This is a genomic window from Nocardia sp. SSK8 (genome assembly GCF_037034205.1).
GTDB lineage: Bacteria > Actinomycetota > Actinomycetes > Mycobacteriales > Mycobacteriaceae > Nocardia.
This window is the reverse complement of the sequence record NZ_JBAGKD010000002.1, coordinates 185,914-203,442: the sequence shown is the minus strand read 5'-3', so window position 1 is coordinate 203,442 and position 17,529 is coordinate 185,914. Positions and strand designations below refer to the sequence as shown.

17 protein-coding genes are annotated in these 17,529 nt (G+C 70.7%); 7 read left to right on the top strand and 10 right to left on the bottom strand.

What is annotated here, in order from left to right; all coding sequences use genetic code 11:
* Positions 1-8 precede the first annotated feature (8 nt).
* From WA675_RS04510 to WA675_RS04490, 5 genes are all read left to right on the top strand, one after another.
* Positions 9-632, top strand: coding sequence for a TetR/AcrR family transcriptional regulator (locus WA675_RS04510; protein ID WP_336082164.1), 624 nt, complete (start codon positions 9-11; stop codon positions 630-632).
* Between the two features lie 3 nt (positions 633-635).
* Entirely contained in the window at positions 636-1,565 is a 930-nt protein-coding gene (locus WA675_RS04505) for an ABC transporter ATP-binding protein (protein ID WP_336082162.1), read from the top strand.
* Entirely contained in the window at positions 1,562-3,193 is a 1,632-nt protein-coding gene (locus WA675_RS04500) for an ABC transporter permease (RefSeq protein ID WP_336082160.1), read from the top strand. The genes WA675_RS04505 and WA675_RS04500 overlap by 4 nt, the downstream gene beginning before the upstream one ends.
* Positions 3,194-3,509: 316 nt before the next feature.
* Positions 3,510-5,543, top strand: coding sequence for an SDR family oxidoreductase (locus WA675_RS04495; RefSeq protein ID WP_336082158.1), 2,034 nt, complete (start codon positions 3,510-3,512; stop codon positions 5,541-5,543).
* Between the two features lie 177 nt (positions 5,544-5,720).
* Complete coding sequence (locus WA675_RS04490) at positions 5,721-6,917, top strand: alpha/beta fold hydrolase (RefSeq protein ID WP_336082157.1); 1,197 nt, start codon at positions 5,721-5,723, stop codon at positions 6,915-6,917.
* 137 nt (positions 6,918-7,054) lie between these two features.
* On the opposite strand, the gene WA675_RS04485 is transcribed toward WA675_RS04490, so the two are convergent.
* From WA675_RS04485 to WA675_RS04465, 5 genes are read right to left on the bottom strand one after another with little or no spacing between them, the layout of a single operon-like run.
* Positions 7,055-8,545 carry a DUF4246 domain-containing protein gene (locus WA675_RS04485; RefSeq protein ID WP_336082156.1) on the bottom strand — a complete coding sequence of 497 codons (1,491 nt, stop codon included), beginning with the start codon at positions 8,543-8,545 and terminating at the stop codon, positions 7,055-7,057.
* Between the two features lie 59 nt (positions 8,546-8,604).
* The gene (locus tag WA675_RS04480) at positions 8,605-9,786 is read right to left on the bottom strand and encodes an NAD(P)/FAD-dependent oxidoreductase (protein ID WP_336082155.1); all 1,182 of its coding nucleotides are present in this window, start codon (positions 9,784-9,786) and stop codon (positions 8,605-8,607) included.
* The gene (locus WA675_RS04475) at positions 9,783-9,965 is read right to left on the bottom strand and encodes a rubredoxin (protein WP_336082154.1); all 183 of its coding nucleotides are present in this window, start codon (positions 9,963-9,965) and stop codon (positions 9,783-9,785) included. Before WA675_RS04475 ends, WA675_RS04480 begins: the two co-directional genes overlap by 4 nt.
* The gene (locus tag WA675_RS04470) at positions 9,962-10,138 is read right to left on the bottom strand and encodes a rubredoxin (RefSeq protein ID WP_336082827.1); all 177 of its coding nucleotides are present in this window, start codon (positions 10,136-10,138) and stop codon (positions 9,962-9,964) included. The genes WA675_RS04475 and WA675_RS04470 overlap by 4 nt, the downstream gene beginning before the upstream one ends.
* Positions 10,135-11,361: an alkane 1-monooxygenase gene (locus WA675_RS04465; RefSeq protein ID WP_336082153.1), complete on the bottom strand. Its 1,227-nt coding sequence runs from the start codon at positions 11,359-11,361 to the stop codon at positions 10,135-10,137. Before WA675_RS04465 ends, WA675_RS04470 begins: the two co-directional genes overlap by 4 nt.
* 148 nt (positions 11,362-11,509) lie before the next feature.
* On the opposite strand from WA675_RS04465, the gene WA675_RS04460 reads away from it, so the two are divergent.
* A complete protein-coding gene (locus WA675_RS04460; RefSeq protein ID WP_336082151.1) occupies positions 11,510-12,112 on the top strand; it encodes a TetR family transcriptional regulator in 603 nt (200 codons plus the stop codon).
* 17 nt (positions 12,113-12,129) lie between these two features.
* Here the strand turns inward: WA675_RS04460 and WA675_RS04455 are convergent, their stop codons facing one another.
* Entirely contained in the window at positions 12,130-12,699 is a 570-nt protein-coding gene (locus WA675_RS04455) for a cutinase family protein (RefSeq protein WP_336082149.1), read from the bottom strand.
* Between the two features lie 277 nt (positions 12,700-12,976).
* On the bottom strand, positions 12,977-13,189 hold the full coding sequence (locus WA675_RS04450) for a hypothetical protein (protein WP_336082148.1): 213 nt from the start codon (positions 13,187-13,189) through the stop codon (positions 12,977-12,979).
* Between the two features lie 96 nt (positions 13,190-13,285).
* On the opposite strand from WA675_RS04450, the gene WA675_RS04445 reads away from it, so the two are divergent.
* Positions 13,286-14,983, top strand: coding sequence for an FAD-binding dehydrogenase (locus WA675_RS04445; protein WP_336082147.1), 1,698 nt, complete (start codon positions 13,286-13,288; stop codon positions 14,981-14,983).
* Between the two features lies 1 nt (position 14,984).
* On the opposite strand, the gene WA675_RS04440 is transcribed toward WA675_RS04445, so the two are convergent.
* From WA675_RS04440 to WA675_RS04430, 3 genes are all read right to left on the bottom strand, one after another.
* Positions 14,985-15,821 carry an IclR family transcriptional regulator gene (locus tag WA675_RS04440; RefSeq protein ID WP_336082145.1) on the bottom strand — a complete coding sequence of 279 codons (837 nt, stop codon included), beginning with the start codon at positions 15,819-15,821 and terminating at the stop codon, positions 14,985-14,987.
* Positions 15,822-15,903: 82 nt separating this feature from the next.
* Positions 15,904-16,854, bottom strand: a complete 951-nt coding sequence (locus tag WA675_RS04435) for a LysR family transcriptional regulator (RefSeq protein WP_336082144.1) — start codon at positions 16,852-16,854, stop codon at positions 15,904-15,906.
* Between the two features lie 36 nt (positions 16,855-16,890).
* Positions 16,891-17,475, bottom strand: a complete 585-nt coding sequence (locus WA675_RS04430; protein ID WP_336082143.1) for a YdcF family protein — start codon at positions 17,473-17,475, stop codon at positions 16,891-16,893.
* Positions 17,476-17,529: the final 54 nt, after the last annotated feature.

The window sequence follows — 17,529 nt, the reverse complement described above, 5'->3', positions numbered from 1 at the left end:
TATTGAACATGCGTTCAACCCTCGATCTGAACACCGCAGCCCGCATCCGCGATACCGCGATCGACCTGTTCGGCGAGCAGGGATTCGGGGTCGGGGTGCGGGCCATCGCCGCGGCGGCGGGGGTGTCACCGGGCCTGGTGAACCACCATTTCGGGTCCAAGGACGGCCTGCGCTCGGCCTGCGACGACCGGGTACTCGAGCTGATCCGCGACGAGAAGTTGCGTGTGATCCGCACCGCGGGCCCGACCGCGATGCTCGACGCCATGGCCGAGATCGAGCTGTACGCGCCGCTGGTGGCCTACATGCTGCGCAGCTTCCAGGCGGGCGGTTCGCTGGCGGAATCGTTGCTCGAGCACATGATCGGCGACGCCGAGGAATACCTGCAGACGGCGGTCGCCGAAGGCATGCTCAAGCCCAGCCGCGATCCGGCCGCGCGCGCCCGCTACATCGTGCTCTGCCATGTCGGCGCCATGAATCTGGCGTTGCAGCTGCGTCTGCAGCGCGAAGGAAAACTCGACTACCGCACCGCGATCCGCGAACTGTCCGCGGAGCTGACGATGCCCGCGCTCGAGCTCTACACCCACGGCATGCTCACCGATTCGACACTGTTCGACACCCTCACCGAGGAGTAGAAGATGCCCACAGTCACCGCCGACCCGGTCGTCGAGGTCCGGGACCTGCGCAAGAAGTTCGGCCGCTGCACCGCCCTGGACGGCCTGGATCTCACGGTCCGGCCCGGCGAGATCCACGGCTTCCTCGGCCCCAACGGCGCGGGCAAGTCCACCACCATCCGGGTGCTGCTCGGGGTGCTGCGGGCGAGCGGTGGTGACGCGCGCTTGTTCGGGCGCGATCCGTGGACCGACGCGGTGGCTCTGCACCGGCGGATCGCCTATGTGCCGGGCGATGTCACGCTGTGGCCGTCGCTGTCGGGCGGCGAGACGATCGATCTGCTCGCCCGGATGCGCGGCGGGATCGACCGGCAGCGCCGTGCGGATCTGATCGACCGGTTCGAACTCGACCCCACCAAGAAGTCGCGCACCTACTCCAAGGGCAACCGGCAGAAGGTCGCGCTGGTCTCGGCGTTCTCGGCGAACGCGGATCTGCTCGTGCTCGACGAACCGACCTCCGGGCTCGATCCGCTCATGGAGCAGGTCTTCCAGGACTGCGTACGGGAGGCGGCGGGCCGGGGCGCGACGGTGCTGCTGTCGAGCCACATCCTGTCCGAGGTCGAGCATCTGTGCGACCGGGTGACCATCATCCGCGCGGGCCGCACCGTGGAATCCGGGTCGCTGGACCAGCTGCGGCACCTGAGCCGCACCGCGATCACCGCCGAGCTCACCGGCGATCCCGGCGATGTGGCCGCCCTGCCCGGCGTCGACGATGTCGAACGCGACGGCTCCACTCTGCGCTGCCAGGTCGAGGCCGAGCACCTGGGCACACTGATCCGCGTCCTCGGTGACGCGGGCGTGCGCAGCCTCACCAGCGCGCCACCCACCCTCGAAGACCTGTTCCTGCGCCACTACCACGTCGACCAGGACGCCGCCGGGGAGAAGGTGCGGGCATGACCACCCTCGCCGCCCGGCCCGCGTTCACCGGAACCTCGCACAGCACCCGCGAATTCGCCGGCACCGGCCAGATGCTGCGGCTGGCGCTGCGCCGCGATCGGGTGATCGCCCCACTGTGGGCGCTGCTGATCGGGCTGATGCCCGCGTTGCAGGTCGTCTCCATCAAGGACCTCTACTCGACCCAGGAGCAGCTGGACCAGTTCGCCGCGACCACCGCGGGCAGTCCCGCGCTGATCGCCATGTACGGACCGGTGTTCAGCTCGGCACTGGGTTCGATCGGTACCTGGAAGGCGGGGGCGATGTACGCGATGATCGCCATCGCCGCCGTGCTCACCGTCATCCGGCACACCCGGGTCGAGGAGGAGACCGGGCGCGCGGAACTGGTGGGCGCCACCAGCATCGGGCGTTTCGCCGGTCTCACCGGCGCGCTGCTGCTCACCTACGGCGCCGCCGCGGTGGCCGGAATCACCTGTGCCGCTTCGCTACTGGCCACCGATCTACCCGTGGCGGGCTCGATCGCCTTCGGGGCGGCGCTGGCCGGGTCGGGCTTCGTGTGGGGTGCCGTCGCCGCGGTGGCCGCGCAGCTCAGCGCCGGGGCCCGGATCGCGCGCGGGGTCGCGCTCGGGGTGCTGGGGGCCGCGTTCGCCGTGCGCGCGGTCGGTGACGCGGGCAACGGTGTGCTGTCGTGGTTCTCGCCGCTGGGCTGGTGCCTGCAGATCCGTCCGTTCGCCGACGAGCGGTGGTGGGTGCTACTCCTGCTCGCCGCCTTCGGCGCGGCGGCGACCGCGCTCGCCTACCAGCTGCTGCGCACCCGTGATCTCGGTGCCGGACTCCTGGCCGATCGCGCCGGTCCGGCGGCCGCGGGTCCCGCGCTGTCCGGTCCGGTGGGGCTGGCCTGGCGGTTGCAGCGCGGGTCGCTGCTCGCCTGGAGTGTCGGCTTCGGCCTCTACGGGGTGCTGATCGGCGGCGCGGTGCAGAGCGTCGGTGGCATGCTCGACGACTCGGGCACGCTGCAGGACGTGGTCACCTCGCTCGGCGGCTCGGCCGATCTGGAGAAGTCGTTCATCGGCTACGCCGTCACCATGCTCGCGGCGGCGGCGGCCGCGTACTCGGTGTCGTCGGTCCTGCGGCTGCACGAGGAAGAGAACTCCGGGCGGGCCGAGACCGTGCTGGCGGCCGCGGTCGGGCGGGTGCGGCACGCGACGAGTCACCTGCTATTCGCCGTGGCGGGTCCCGCGGTCGCACTGCTGGTGTCCGGGCTGGGGATCGGGCTGGTCTGGGGTGCCACCGAGGGCGACGTCGTGGGCAAGCTCGGCGAGTCGCTGGGCGCGGTCGCGGTGCAGCTGCCCGCGGTGTGGGTGCTCACGGCGGTGGCGATGCTGCTGTTCGGCGTGGTGCCCAAGTACGCCGCGCTGGCCTGGGCCGTGCTGAGCGCGATGATCGTGCTGTTCCTGCTCGGCTCGCTCGGCGGACTGCCGCAATGGATGCTGGATCTGGTGCCGTTCGTCCATCCGCCGAAACTGCCCGGCGCGGCCTTCGACGCGGTCCCGATCGGCTGGCTGCTCGCCGTGGCCGTGGCCGGACTCGCGGTGGGCGTGTTCGCCTTCCGGCGCCGCGATCTGCGCTGACCGAGACGCCGCTACCGGTCGCGCCGACCCGGTAGCGGCATGTTGCCCGAAACCGGGAGTTACTGAAATTGTCTGTCACACACACCCTTTGACCTGCGGCAACGGGTGACAAACCCCACACGGGTATCGGCCGCTCCGCGCTTGCCCGGCTAGGTTACCGGCGAGTACGGTAGCCGTACCCGGGACGACGATGTGCCCGGTTCTCTTTTCCCCGCCACCGCGCAGCCGGACCTCGTCCGCTGGTCTCTCGCATCCACCGCCGCATGCCGGATCACTGTTGCGCGACAGGCGTTCTTCACGAATTTCAGGAGGGGCGATGGTTTCCTACATCGTGACAGGCGGTACCGGATTTCTGGGTCGGCGCGTCGTGCGGGGGCTGCTCGCGGCCGACCCCACCGCGATCGTGCATGTACTGGTGCGTGCCGAATCGCTGGCCAAGTTCACCGAGCTGACGGCACAGCACCCCGACGGCGATCGGGTGTTCGCCCTCGTCGGTGACCTCACCGCGCCCGGCCTCGGCCTGGGCGACGGCGCCCCGCGCGCCGATCACGTGCTGCACCTGGGCGCGGTCTACGACATGACCGCCGACGAGGCGACCGCGCACGCGGCCAATGTGGCGGGCACCCGCTCGGTGATCGCGTTGGCGCGCAAGCTCGATGCCGTGCTGCACCACGTGTCCTCGGTGGCGGTGGCCGGTGACCACCGGGGCAAGTTCTTCGAGGAGGATTTCGACCTCGGCCAGAACCTCACCTCGCCGTATCACCGCACCAAGTTCGCGGCCGAGAAGCTGGTGCGCGAGGCCGAAGACCTGCGCTGGCGGGTGTACCGGCCCGCGATCGTGGTCGGTGATTCGCGCACCGGCGAGATGGACAAGATCGACGGGCCGTACTACTTCTTCTCCGCCATCTCCGCGCTGGCGGCGCTGCCCGCCGAATTGCCGCTGCCGCTGCCCGATCTCGGCGCGACGAACGTGGTGCCGGTCGACTATGTGGCCGAGGCGATGGTGCGGCTGGTGCGGCGCACCGGCCTGGACGGGCGCACCTTCCACCTGGTGAACCCGGAGCCGCAGCCGTTCGGGGAGATCTACCGCGCGCTGGCCACCGCCGCGGGCGGCCCGGCCGGGATCGGCACGGTGCCGGGCAGTGCCCGGGCGCTCACCGGGCTCGGGCATGTGCCCGGCGCGCACGCGGTGCGCGATTTCCTGTTCGAGCAGGCCGGGATTCCGGCGGAGGTCGCGCCGCATGTCGGGTTCACCGCCGAGTTCGTCTCGGAGTCGACCCGGGCCCAGCTGCCCGGGCTCAGCGTGCCCGCCTTCGGCAGCTATGCCACCACGCTGTGGGACTTCTGGCGCGCCAATCTCGACCCGCACCGCGGCCGTCCCGCCCCGCACGCGCATCCGCTGGCGGATCGCACGGTGCTGATCACCGGTGCGTCCTCCGGGATCGGGCTGGCCACCGCGCACGCCGTCGCCCGCCGGGGCGCCATCGTGCTGATGGTGGCGCGCGGGGTCGAGGATCTCACCGCCGCCGCGGACGCCGTGCGCGCCGAGGGCGGGACCGCGTTCGCCTACCCGTGCGACATCACCGACGCCGCGGGCGTGGACACGCTGGTGCGGCAGGTGCTCACCGAGCACGGGCACGTCGACTACCTGATCAACAACGCGGGGCGGTCGATCCGGCGTTCGGTCGCCAACTCGGTCGATCGCATGCACGATTTCGAGCGCACCATGGCGGTGAACTACTTCGGCGCGGTGCGGCTGATCCTGGCGCTGCTGCCCTCGATGCGGGAGCGGCACTTCGGCCACATCGTCAACATCTCCTCCATCGCCGTGCAGACCAAGGTCCCGCGCTTCGCCGCCTATGCCGCGAGCAAGTCGGCCCTGGACAACTTCAGCGATATCGCCGCGGTCGAGAACCGTGGTGCCGGAGTCACTTTCACCTCCATCCGGATGCCGCTGGTCCGCACGCCCATGGTCGCGCCGACCGATCTGTACCGGGCGCTGCCGCTGCCCGCGCCGGAGCGGGCGGCCGACATCGTGGTGCGCGCGCTGCTCGAGCGGCCCGACCGCATCGACACCCCCGTGGGCACCTTCGCCCAGGCGGTCGAGATGTTCCTGCCCTCGCTCAAGCGCACGATCATGCACACCGGGTTCCGCCTGTTCGGGGAATCCACCGCGGCGCAGGGCAAACCGGCCGCTGTTCCGGTGGTGGCCGAGCCGGTGGCACCGGCCGAGCCCGCCGAGCCGTCGCGCAACGCGCTCACCGCGCTGGCGCCGGTGCTCACCCCGCTCATGGTGGTGCCGGGCTCCGCGGCCCGGGTGAGCCGGATCCTGCCGGGCGTGCACTGGTAGTTCCGGCACAACGTACGGCCCGGTCCCGACCTGTCGACGGTCGGCACCGGGCCGTTTCCGCGTCCGGACCCGCGTGACCGACGCCACTGCCGCGGCGGCCGCGCGGCCGGTAGCGTCGGGAGGAGGCGCCCGTGCCGTCACGCACCGATCCCGGGCGCTACTCGACAGGGGTGAGTCATGCGCGAGCACAACGTTTCCCGGGAACTCGTCCGGCCCGATGCCGTGCTGCGCGGCGACGAACGGGGTGACGGGCCGACCCTGCTGCTGTTGCACGCCGGTGGCGAACGACGGCAGGTGTGGGAACCGGTCGCCGACCAGCTCGTCGACGCCGGGTTGCGGTGTGTGGCCTTCGACCAGCGTGAGCACGGCGACAGCGGCGGCGTGCTGAACGCGCTGGACCCGTGCGCGGCCGATATATCCGCACTCGTCGACGCCGAACCCGGCTGTGTAATCGTCGGCGCGTCCATGGGTGGGCTCGCTGCCGTGGCGGCACTGGGCGATCCGGCCACGCGGGCGAAGGTGACGGGTCTGGTCCTCGTAGACGTCACGCCCGCCCCCGACGCGGACCGCATCCGCGGCTTCCTGTCCGCGGGCGGCATTCTCGACCGGTACCGGGACTTCGTCGAGGACACCTTCACCCACGCCGCGCGCCTGCGGCGGATCGTCGCCGAGCTCGACCTGCCGATCCTGCTGATCCGGGGCGGTCGCGGTTCGACGGTCACCGACGACGATGCCGCCGCCCTGCTGCGCGCGGCCCCGCACGCCACCGTGGTCTCCGTGCCCGAGGCCGGGCATCTCGTCGCGCGCGACCAACCCGCCGCGCTGGCCCGGATCCTCGTGACCACCACCGCGACCTGGCCGATCCTGGCACTGCTGCGCGAACTCGGCGCCGACCGGCTCGACCACCCCGGCGGCGACCTACTCGACCACCTCCACCGCGTCCACGACCTGGTGGCCACCCTGGGCGGCGATCTCCGGACCCGGCTGGGCGCGCTCGCCCACGCCACCTACGGCACCGACGGCTTCCCCCAGCCACTGCTCCCACCCGACCAGCGCCTGCGCCTCCGCACCGCCGTCGGTGTCGCCGCCGAGTCCCTCGTCTACCGCTACGGCGCCTGCGACCGTGCCGCTACCTACCCTCATCTGGGCGCGGCCGCCCTCCCCTGCGCCGACCGCTTCACCGGCGAAACAGCCACCCTCACCGGCGCCGACCTCCACGACTTCGCCCTGCTGACCGTCGCCAACGAACTGGACATCCTCCACCACGCCACCCTCACCCCCGAGGCCGCGCGTTCCATCCGCACACTCATCACCCGGTGCGCGACCTACCTTCCGGACCCCGTCGTTCGAGACCTGACCGACCTGCTCCGCTGATTCCTGGCGGACGACCACGCCGGTCGCCGCGCGATGACCCGGGGTCCGGGCCGTCCGCGTTCGACCGGATCCAGCACGCCACGGCGGTCGCGGAGACGCGGACCGATGCCGGTAGGCCTCGGCGCGCGCACGGCGGATCAGTGTTCGCAGAGCGAGAATTCGCGGGCGTAGAGCTCTTCGTTGACTTCGTCGACGAAGTACGTGCGCTCCTTCATCAGCTCCTCGCGGTACTGCTCGGCCTCGGCGCGGGTCATGGTGGTGGTTTCGGCCCACGGCTGCTGCGGCGGGATGTCGGCCGTGGAGGTGATCGTCACCGCGGGGTCGATCAGGAAGAACGCGAGGATCTTGCGGTGGCCCGGGCGGGTGGGGTCGGCCAGCCGGAACGGGGCGACGCGGTGCTGGAGGATATTCGGGAAGGCCAGGCAGCGGTCGGCTGTGGTCGGCACCGAACCGAGGAACTGGTTGAGTTCGTCTTCGTCGCCGAGGCCGTAGACGTCGCGCATGCCCGCGGAGTCGTTCTGCTCGTACTCCGGATCATCCACGGCCGCACGGAAACTCAGCGCGCTGTCGGTGATGTTGTCCGCCTCCCAGTAGTAGATGCCGGTCGAGACGATCCGTTCGTTCATCATGCCCTCGACATGCCAGGACCCACCGGCGTATTCGGGCTTGTCCGGGGTGAGCTGGATGGTGGCGAGTTTGATGATCACCTGCAGGCGGCGACCGCGCAGATCCACCCGTGCCGCGTCCTCGATCGGGGCGGGCGCCTGGTATTCCGGGGCGTCGGGCACCTCCGGGCGGCGGTTCTCCCACCAGTCCTCGCAGGCCTCGTCGTAGGCCGTCTTGGTCGCCTCGTCCGCGTCGGCACCGGGGTACACCGGCTCGTCGGTGTACCAGTTGTAGGGATCGGCCGTGATGCGCGGAGGCCTGGGGTGCCGCAGATCCGTGAGGACGTTCTCGAACAGCGGCCGCATCCGGGCGAACAACTCCGGCAGCACCGCCGCGAGCTCGCCATGGCGCTCCGGATGGACATTGTTGATGTAGGAGGCGAACGCGACCGCCCCGTCGGCGCCGACCTCCACCTCGGTGGGCAACCACTGGAATTTCTCCGACAGCGCGGACCGCGCCAACCCCCGCTCGGTGCCAGGCCAGGGCGCGTCCGCGGGCAGGCTCACCCCTCGCACGTAGCAGTACAGCGAGGGGTGAACCAGATCCAGCACCTGGCCGCCGGAACCCGGGTGCCAGTCGCGCTCGGCCTCGGGCACCTCTTCCAGCGGACGCACCGCCGCGGCCAGGCGGATACGCAGCTCGTCGTCGATCAGCGAGTCCGAGTGCCACACGCCGTCGACGCCGGACACCTCGATCCCGGTGCGCTCGTCCCGGAGCTCGGCGTAATGCGCCAATTCATCCAGCACATATCGGATCTGCGCGTCGGTGAGGCCCTGCTCGGCCGCTTCCCTCGTCCACCTGGCCACGATCTGCGGATCGTCCCGCTTGTCGACCCAGCGGGGCTTGGTGCGCAAGTGGGCGCTGAGCTGCAGCATCTGCATCTCCCGTACCGTGCGGATCGGCGCGACCGAGCACTTGTCGTAGAGATAGAAGGGCAGGGGGAAAGCGTCTGGTTCAGTCATCGGTGCCGAGAATAGTTCAGCTCCGACCGAACCCGAATTTCACCGAAAGACGTTCTCCCTCACCGCACCCGGGCGAGTTCGGCCGCCCACGGGTCACCCGCCGCGATGAGCGCGCGGGCGGCCCGCAGCTCTCGCGGCCGGGCCATGGCGACCGCCCCGACCGGACGGCCCGCGCGCAGGGCGACCGCGAGGAAGTCCCGCGCCGCCGGATCCCCGTCGACGACCAGCTCGTCGTGCGGGTGGACCCACCCGGCGAACTGCATCGACACCCCGTGCTGATCCGTCCAGCCCCACGGGATCTCGGCCGGTGCCGCGGGCAGCCCGAGCATGGCCTTGGCCGCGGCGGCGCCGTCCGACTGCGCGGCGTTCCAGTGCTGGGCCCGTTCGAAGGCGTCCCGGTGCGGATGGAAGGCGCTGGCCACGTCACCGGCGGCGAACACGCCGGACGCGGAGGTGCGGTAGTGCTGGTCGACGACAATGCCGTCGTCGACCGCAATGCCCGCCGCCTCGGCCAGGGCGGTATCCGGCACCGACCCGATGGCGACCAGCGCCGCCGCGGCGGTGAAGGCGCGGCCGTCGGCGGTGGTGGCGATGACACCTTCCCCACCTTCGGCGAGTTCCGCTGTCCTGACCTCGGTCTCGACGGTCACGCCGTGCTCGCGGTGCAGCGCGCGCACCATCTCCGAGACCGGCGCCGGGACCACCCGGTCGAGCAGGGCGGGGCCCGCCTCGAGGAGCGTCACCCGCGCGCCCAGTCCGCGCGCCGTGGCGGCGACCTCGCACCCGATCAGGCCGCCGCCGAGGACGAGCAGCGATCCGCCCGCGTCGACGGCCGAGTGCAGACCCGCGACATCGGCCCGCGTCCGCAGGGTGTACACCCGCGGGGAATCGGCGCCGATCGTGCGCGCGCGGGCGCCGGTGGCCAGCAGCAGGCTGTCGTAACCGAGCACCTCACCGGTGTGCAGGCGCACGGTGGCACGGTCGGTGTCGACGGCCTCCACCCGGATGGCCGGGCGCAGCTCGATCGCGTTGTCGGCCCAGAACTTCACCGGCTTCAGCAGCACCCGCTCGACCGAGGCGGTGGCGGCGAGCAGTTCCTTGGACACCGCCGGGCGCCGGTAGGGCAGGTCGGGTTCGGCGCCCAGCAGCACGATCTCCCCGGCGTAGCCCTCGCGCCGCAGCGTCTGGGCCGCGGTGGCACCGGCGACACCGGTGCCCACGATGACGATCCGGCCGCTCATCCGCGACTCACCTCGCGCATGTCGAAGTCGGCCTTGGCCGCCCCGCAGTCGGGGCAGGACCAGTCGTCGGGGATGTCGTCCCAGCGGGTGCCGGGGGCGATGCCGTCCTCGGGCCAGCCCAGCGCCTCGTCGTACTCGAAACCGCACTGGGCGCATTCGTAGAGCTTGTAGTCGTTCATCGCGAAACCTCTTCCGTCGGTGCGAAATCGACCTTCTCGCGGACCCCGCAGTCGGGACAGCACCAGTCGTCGGGAATCGACTCCCAGGCGGTGCCGGGCGCGAAACCCTCCCGGGGCGCGCCGATCCGTTCGTCGTAGACGTACTCGCAGACAGGGCAGGTGTAGGACATCAGCGCGCTCCGTACTTCGCCAAGACCTTCGCCCGCTGGGCGGGCTGGATGTTCACCCGGGTGATGTCGCCCTGGTAGTGCGCGAGCACGCGGTGATCCATCACCTTGCGCCACAGCGGGGTCAGGTAGGCCAGGCCGATCAGGCTGGCGTAGCCGCTGGGCAGCTCGGGGGCGCCGTCCATGTGCCGCAGGGTCTGGTAGCGGCGGGTGGGGTTGGCGTGATGGTCGCTGTGCCGCTGCAGGTGGTACAGGAAGATATTGGTGACGATGTGGTCGGAGTTCCAGCTGTGCTCCGGGGTGCAGCGCTCGTAGCGGCCCGAGGCGGTCTTCTGACGCAGCAGCCCGTAGTGCTCCAGGTAGTTCACGGTCTCGAGCAGGGAGAAGCCGTAGGTCGCCTGGATCAGCAGGAAGGGCAGGATCGCAGGCCCGAATACCGCCACCAGCGCACCCCACAGCACCACCGACATCAGCCAGGCGTTGAGCACGTCGTTGCGCAGCGAGAACACGCTGGTCTCCAGCCGCCGCAGGCGGGTGCGCTCGAGCTCCCAGGCCGAGACCAGGCTGCCCCATACGCTGCGCGGCAGGAAGGTCCAGAAGGACTCACCGAAGCGGGCGCTGGCCGGGTCCTCGGGCGTGGCGACGCGCACGTGGTGGCCGCGGTTGTGCTCGATGTAGAAGTGCCCGTAGAAGGTCTGGGCCAGGGTGATCTTGGACAGCCAGCGCTCCAGCTCGTCCTTCTTGTGGCCGAGTTCGTGCGCGGTGTTGATCCCGACGCCGCCCATCGCGCCGATGGTGAAGGCCAGACCGATCTTCGAGACCAGCCCCAGGCCACCGTCGATACCCAGCCAGGACAGATCGGTCGCGGTCCACAGATAGCAGGCGATCACCAGGCTCACCAGCTGCAACGGGATGTAGGCGTAGGTGCAGTAGCGGTAGTACCGGTCGTTCTCGAGCTGCGCCATCACCTCCTCGGGCGGGTTCTTCCCGTCCGGGCCGAAGAAGCGGTCCAGGATCGGCAGCAGGACATAGACCAGGATCGGGCCGAGCCACCACCACACGGGGGCGACCGCCTGCCAGCCGAGCTGGCCGAAGACCCACACCAAGCCGATCGCCAGCAGCGTCGCACTGGGGGCGATGAGGCCGAACAACCACAGGTAGCGCTTGGGATCACGCCAGTGCGGTGGCGCGGCCGATGCGTCGTGGTCACCGATACGAGATGTCGTCATTGCCATTCTCCTCATCACCGAGACTCGGACAGTCACCCGCCCGGAGTCGCCTTCATTTACAACATAGCGCGTTGTGTTCCGATTGGATACACCATCTGGCAGATTGTTAACGAACGTGCCGAACTGTCGGCACATGTATGCTGAGTTCGTGGCCGAATCGCCGAACTTTCACGCCGAGATGCGTCAGCTGCTGCGCGATCGCATGCTCGACGCCGCCCGCACGATGGTCGTCACCGAGGGCTGGGGGTCGGTGAACATGTCCCGGGTGGCCAAGGAGGTCGGCATCAGCAGGCCGGTGCTGTACAAGGAGATCGGTACCAAACAGGCGCTCGCGGACGCGCTGATCGAGCGGGAGCTCGGGATCTTCCTCGCCGGGATCGCCGACACGCTCGCCACCCATCACGCCGAGCCGGTCGCCGGAATGACCGCGGCCGCGGAGTACGCACTGCGCACCGCGGGCGACAACACCCTGATCAAGGCCGTGCTCTCGGCCCGCCAGGATGCCGACACGGCGCTGCTACCCGCGCTGGTCAGCGATCCGGAGCCGGTTCTGGGCCGCGCGGTCGCCGCGCTCACCGCCACCGTGCGCGAGCAGTACCGCTTCGACCAGCTGTCCGACGACGAGCTCACCGGCCTGGTCGAGATCATGGTCCGGCTGACGCTGAGTCATCTGTTCCAGCCGACGGGCAGCGTCGATCGCGCGGTCGCGCAGATCGGCGCCGTCCTGGCCGGGGTGCTGCCCGCCGCCTGAGCGACGGGCGCACCGGTTCACAGCCGCGCGTTCACCTGCCCGGTGGCCGCGGAGAACGACCAGCCGTAGGCGCCGTGCGCGGTCGGGAAGATCCCGCCCGCGCACACGGGATCGCCCGCGGTGCAATAGTTCGCGGTGCGGTCGGCGTAGAGCGGTGCCACTCCGGCGCCCACCAGCCGCAGCGGATCACCGAAGAGGAGCACCGCCACCACCCGCGAGGACAGTTCCGGGGGCAGCACGTACATCCCGGGCAGCAGCATCATCGCTGGCGAACCCAGCACACCATGGGTCACCGCGGCGCCCTGCGAATAGCCGACCAGCACGAAACGCTGGCCGGGGCAGGCCGCGGCCTGGGCCATCACATGCCCGGTCATCGCCCGGGTGCCGTCGCTGACCGAGGAGGGAACCAGCAGGTCGGCGGGATATTCGACGCGATGGGCGGTCGTATCGACCGGTAGTTGCGTACTGAGTACCGCGTAGAGCGGGTCACCGATGACCGCCCCGAGGTAGCCGGGCTCATTGGTCCCGCGGGCGACGACGACATCGATGGCGGCGCAGTTCTGCGCCACCGCTGTCGTCTGGGACATCACTGTCCCGATGCCCGCGGCCAGGAGCAACACCGACAGCGCTCGCGCTGTACGTCCTACGCCGATACGAAATACCTTCCGGTTGGTCATCGTGCCCACCCACTCACGCCGTTGTGAGAAATAGAGAAACGAGCGATCACCGTCCACCGCAACGGTATTCGGTGCGCTCAGCGTGGGAATACCCGCTGACCCGCATCGACAAGGCGCGAACTCGGCATCCCTTGTGCCACGATCGCGTCTCGGAATCGCCTGCGGCGCAAGGCCGCAGGCGCCGGAGTCAGTGCTTCTTCGGCTTCTTCTTGTACTTGGGCTTGTCGTGGTCGGGCTCCCACTCGTAGCCCGCCACGCCGCGTTCGCAGTAGGAGTTGGCGACCAGGACGTCGCCCTGATCCTTCTCGCACCAGCGGGTCTTCGAGCAGGAGGTGGCGCCCAGCCCGGCCAGTACGGCCAGGGCGAGCACGGCGGCGCCGGTGCGGGTACGGACCTTCATCGAAATCATGACCTTCCCTTGATGAAACATCGCTGGTCAGGGCATTTTCCAGGACTTCTCCCCTACCCCCGACCCACCAATGCTACGTTCCAGGGCATGTCGAGCACAGCGCCTGATCCGCTAGCAGATTTCACTCCCGACGCGATTGTCGTCGGCGCCGGGCTCGCGGGCCTGGTCGCCACCCACGAGCTCGTCCTGGCCGGACGCAAGGTGCTGGTGCTCGACCAGGAGAATCGCGCCAATCTCGGCGGGCAGGCGTTCTGGTCGCTGGGCGGGCTGTTCTTCGTCGACAGCCCCGAGCAGCGCAGGCTCGGCATCAAGGATTCCTACGAGCTGGCCTTGCAGGACTGGCTCGGCTCGGCCGGATTCGACCGCGAGGACGAGGACCGGATGGCGCGGCAGTGGGCGCAGGCCTATGTCCGCTTCGCTACCGATGAGAAGCGGGACTACCTGCACGCCTTGGGTTTACGGGTCACCCCGCTGGTCGGCTGGGCCGAGCGCGGCGGCGGACTGGCCGACGGGCACGGCAACTCCGTGCCGCGCTTCCACCTCACCTGGGGCACCGGGCCCGAGGTGGTGCGGGTGTTCCTGGAACCGGTCCTGGCCGGGGAGGCGAAGGGCCTGGTGCGCTTCGCTTTCCGGCACCGGGTCGACGAGCTGGTGGTCACCGACGGCGCCGTCACCGGGGTGCGTGGCAGCGTGCTGGCCGACAGCGAGACCGAGCGTGGCGTCGCCTCGAACCGGGATGTGGTGGGCGAGTTCGACGTCCGGGCACCGGCGGTGCTGGTGAGTTCGGGCGGGATCGGCCACGCGCACGAGCTGATCCGGCGCAACTGGCCCACCGAGCGGCTGGGCCCGTGCCCGGAGACGATGATCTCGGGCGTCCCCGCCTATGTGGACGGCCGGATGCTCGGGATCTCCGAGGCGGCCGGGGCGGCGCTGGTCAACCGGGACAGGATGTGGCACTACACCGAGGGCATCAACAACTGGGACCCGGTCTGGCCCGATCACGCCATCCGGATCATTCCCGGCCCGTCCTCGCTGTGGTTCGACGCCGACGGAATCCGCATGCCCGCACCGTGTTTCCCCGGTTTCGACACCAACGAGACCATGCGCCGGATCCTGTCGACCGGGCACGACTACTCCTGGTTCGTGCTCAACCAGACGATCATCCAGAAGGAGTTCGCGCTCTCGGGCTCGGAGCAGAACCCCGACATCACCGGCAAGGATCTCAAGCTGCTGCTGCGCAGCCGGGTCGCCAAAGGCGCGCCGGGGCCGGTGGAGGCCTTCAAGCAGCACGGGGTGGACTTCGTGGTCGCCGACACGATCGGCGAGCTGGTCGACGGGATGAACGCCATCGCGCGCGGCCCGCGGCTCGACCCGGCCGAGATCGAGCGTCAGATCGTCGCGCGCGACCGGGAGGTGCGCAATCCCTACACCAAGGACGCGCAGATGGCCGCGATCCACAACGCCCGCAAGTACTTCGGTGACAAGGCCGGTCGGGTGGCCAAACCGCACCGGATCCTTGATCCGGCCGAGGGCCCGCTGATCGCGGTGCGGCTCAATGTCCTCACCCGCAAGACCCTGGGTGGACTGCAGACCGATCTCGATTCGCGGGTGCTGCGCCCGGACGGCGAGACCTTCCCCGGCCTGTACGCCGCCGGTGAGGTCGCCGGGTTCGGCGGCGGCGGTGTGCACGGGTACAACGCGCTCGAGGGCACGTTCCTCGGCGGGTGCATCTTCTCCGGCCGGGCGGCCGGGCGCGCGATGGCGAAACAGGCTCCGCGCGACTGAGTTACGGCAGGGGGCGGCCGTGCCGGGGTGCCAGGGTGCGGGCCGCCTCCTTGGCCACCTCGGCCAGCGCCCGCGCCAGCCGGGCGGTGTCGAGGGCGCTGCGGTCACCGTTGACGGTGCCCGACAGCGAGATCGCCGCCAGCGCCACCCCGCGGCCCCGGATCGGCACGGCCACACAGCCCACCCCGGGCAGCGATTCCTCAGTGTCCACGGCCACGCCCTGCCGGTTGCGGATCCGGGTGAGTTCGCGGTGCAGTTCGGCCCGGTCGACAATGGTGCGCGCGGTCCGCGGCACCGTGTTGCCGCGCAACGACGCCTCCGCGATGCCGGGTTCCAGGGTGGCCAGCAGCGCCTTGCCGACCGCCGTACAGTGCGCGGGCAGCCTGCCGCCGACCCGGGTGGGGATGGCCACCCGGCTGCGCCCGCCCGCGCGGTCCAGGAACAGCACCTCGCGCCCGTCGAGCACGGCCAGGTGCCCGATCAGGCCGGTGCGCTGGGTCAGCTCGTAGAGCAGCGGGCCGACCACCTCGCGCAGTTCGTTCTGCTCGGCGGCCAAGCCGCCCAGTTCGAGAACCCGCAGGCCCAGCCGGTAGCCGCCGGGGGTGTGCGCGAGCCAGCGCAGGCGGATCATCTGGTCGAGGATGCGGTGCACGGTGGAGCGCGGCAGCCCGGTGCGCTCGGCCAGGCCGAGCAGGGTCAGGGTGGGGGTGGTGGCGTCGAAGGCGTCGAGGATGAGCGTCATCCGCTCGATCATCGACGTGGGTGGTGTCCCGGTCGCCCGGGCCGATCCGGTCCACAGGTCCTCCGGTGCCGGTTCGGTCACGATCTCGACCGTCATTGATCCAACCTCCACAGTGCGTAGCGCTAACAGACTAGAGCCGTCGGCTCCGCTTCTGCACCATTTCGCTGTACCGACCGGTTCACCCCGGCGATTCGGACCTTTCCGGCAGCGCGGATCGGGCGTGCTCGAGCCGTGCGGCCCGCTCGACGAGCAGTTCGGCCGGACCCGCGGGCGGGCTGTTGCGGCGCCAGATCGCGCGGAACTTGCGTGTCAGCCGGGCGCTGTCGGCCGACGGGATCTCGATCAGCGCGCCACCGGCCAGATCGGGCGCGGCGATCAGCCTGCTGAGGACGGCGGGGGCCATGCCGGTCCGGGCGGCGGCCACGATCGCGGCGGCCGAGCCGAGTTCGGCGGCCGGGCCCGCCGGGGCGCCCGCGGTGCTGAGCAGATCCCAGACGGTGTCGCGGGTGCCCGAGCCGGGCTCGCGCCACAGCAGCGCGGTGCCCGCGAGCTCGGCGAGGGTGACCGGGGTGTGGCGGCGTGCCCACGGGTGGTCGGGGGCCACGACGACGACCAGGTCGTCGGTCCCGAGGACGCGGCTGCCCAGACCGGCGGGCGGGTGCGGGCCCTCCACGAAGCCCAGGTCGGCGCCGCCGTCGCGGACCAGGGCCGCCACCTGGGTCGAGTTGTCCACCTCGAGCGCGACGACCACCTCGGGGTGGTCGCCGCGCAGAGCCGCGAGCCAGTGCGGGATGCGGTGGTCGGCAATGGTTTTCGAGGCGGCGATGCGCAGCCGGGGTGCCTGCTCGGCGCGGAGCCTGCCCACATCGTCGACCAGTTCGCGCACCGCGGCCAGCACGGTGCGCGCGTGGCCGACAACGGCCTGCCCCGCGTCGGTGAGGGCCGAACCGGTCGGGCCGCGGTCGAGCAGCTTGACCCGCAGGCGCCGTTCGAGCGCGCTGATCCGCATGCTCGCGGCGGGCTGGCTGATGCCGTGGCGGCGGGCGGCGGCGCCGAGACTGCCCAGCTCGGCGACCGTCACCAGGAGGTCGAGCACCTCGAGGTCGGGTGTTCCGGGCGGCAGGGTCATGCGCCGATTATGGGTGACGCGGGCGCGGGCGCGGTATCAGCCACCGGTGCGGCGCTGGATGTTCTTGACCACGCCGTAGAGGGCGAACACCGGTTTGAGCGGCAGCCACTCGCCGAAGCGGTAGTCGCGGCCGCGCACCAGCCGCGGGGCCAGTTCCGGGCTCTGCTCGAGCAGATAGCGGCGGGCGGTCTCGGCGTGGGTGGGCAGCGAGACGATCTTGATCCGGTCGGCGTCCTTCACCAGCGGCAGCGCGAACGCGATGTTCTCCCAGGTGGATCGGCTGGCCTCGTCGAGCACGAGCTCGCCGCGATAGCCGCGTGATTCCGTCGCGTAGCGCGCCATCAGCGCCGCCTCGCTGACCGGTCCCGCGCAGGCGCCGCCGCACAGGACCAGGCGGGATTCCGGTGCGGCGGGATCGATCGAGCGCAGGCCCGCGCGCACCCGCCAGCGGTTCATGGCATTGGCCCGGGGTCCCGCATTGCGGTATCCGAGCACGACCACCGCTTCGGTCCCGGCGGGGACCTCGCCCACGAACCGGCGTGAGGCGCGCCAGTTGGCCCATTCGCCCCAGATCAGCACTGCGATTCCGGCGCCGAGGGTCAGCCGGGTAGCTCTCCGCACTGTTCCAGGAAAGCACATCCGGGTGTCCCGCCGCGGCCGCCAAGCCATAAGCCG

Excerpts from the sequence above, each read along its gene's own strand:
- WA675_RS04510 (WP_336082164.1), top strand. The coding sequence starts at position 9 with ATGCGTTCAACCCTCGATCTGAACACCGCAGCCCGCATCCGCGATACC.
- WA675_RS04505 (WP_336082162.1), top strand. The coding sequence starts at position 636 with ATGCCCACAGTCACCGCCGACCCGGTCGTCGAGGTCCGGGACCTGCGC.
- WA675_RS04500 (WP_336082160.1), top strand. The coding sequence starts at position 1,562 with ATGACCACCCTCGCCGCCCGGCCCGCGTTCACCGGAACCTCGCACAGC.
- WA675_RS04495 (WP_336082158.1), top strand. The coding sequence starts at position 3,510 with ATGGTTTCCTACATCGTGACAGGCGGTACCGGATTTCTGGGTCGGCGC.
- WA675_RS04490 (WP_336082157.1), top strand. The coding sequence starts at position 5,721 with ATGCGCGAGCACAACGTTTCCCGGGAACTCGTCCGGCCCGATGCCGTG.
- WA675_RS04485 (WP_336082156.1), bottom strand. The coding sequence starts at position 8,545 with ATGACTGAACCAGACGCTTTCCCCCTGCCCTTCTATCTCTACGACAAG.
- WA675_RS04480 (WP_336082155.1), bottom strand. The coding sequence starts at position 9,786 with ATGAGCGGCCGGATCGTCATCGTGGGCACCGGTGTCGCCGGTGCCACC.
- WA675_RS04475 (WP_336082154.1), bottom strand. The coding sequence starts at position 9,965 with ATGAACGACTACAAGCTCTACGAATGCGCCCAGTGCGGTTTCGAGTAC.
- WA675_RS04465 (WP_336082153.1), bottom strand. The coding sequence starts at position 11,361 with ATGACGACATCTCGTATCGGTGACCACGACGCATCGGCCGCGCCACCG.
- WA675_RS04455 (WP_336082149.1), bottom strand. The coding sequence starts at position 12,699 with ATGTCCCAGACGACAGCGGTGGCGCAGAACTGCGCCGCCATCGATGTC.
- WA675_RS04450 (WP_336082148.1), bottom strand. The coding sequence starts at position 13,189 with ATGAAGGTCCGTACCCGCACCGGCGCCGCCGTGCTCGCCCTGGCCGTA.
- WA675_RS04445 (WP_336082147.1), top strand. The coding sequence starts at position 13,286 with ATGTCGAGCACAGCGCCTGATCCGCTAGCAGATTTCACTCCCGACGCG.
- WA675_RS04440 (WP_336082145.1), bottom strand. The coding sequence starts at position 15,821 with ATGACGGTCGAGATCGTGACCGAACCGGCACCGGAGGACCTGTGGACC.
- WA675_RS04435 (WP_336082144.1), bottom strand. The coding sequence starts at position 16,854 with ATGACCCTGCCGCCCGGAACACCCGACCTCGAGGTGCTCGACCTCCTG.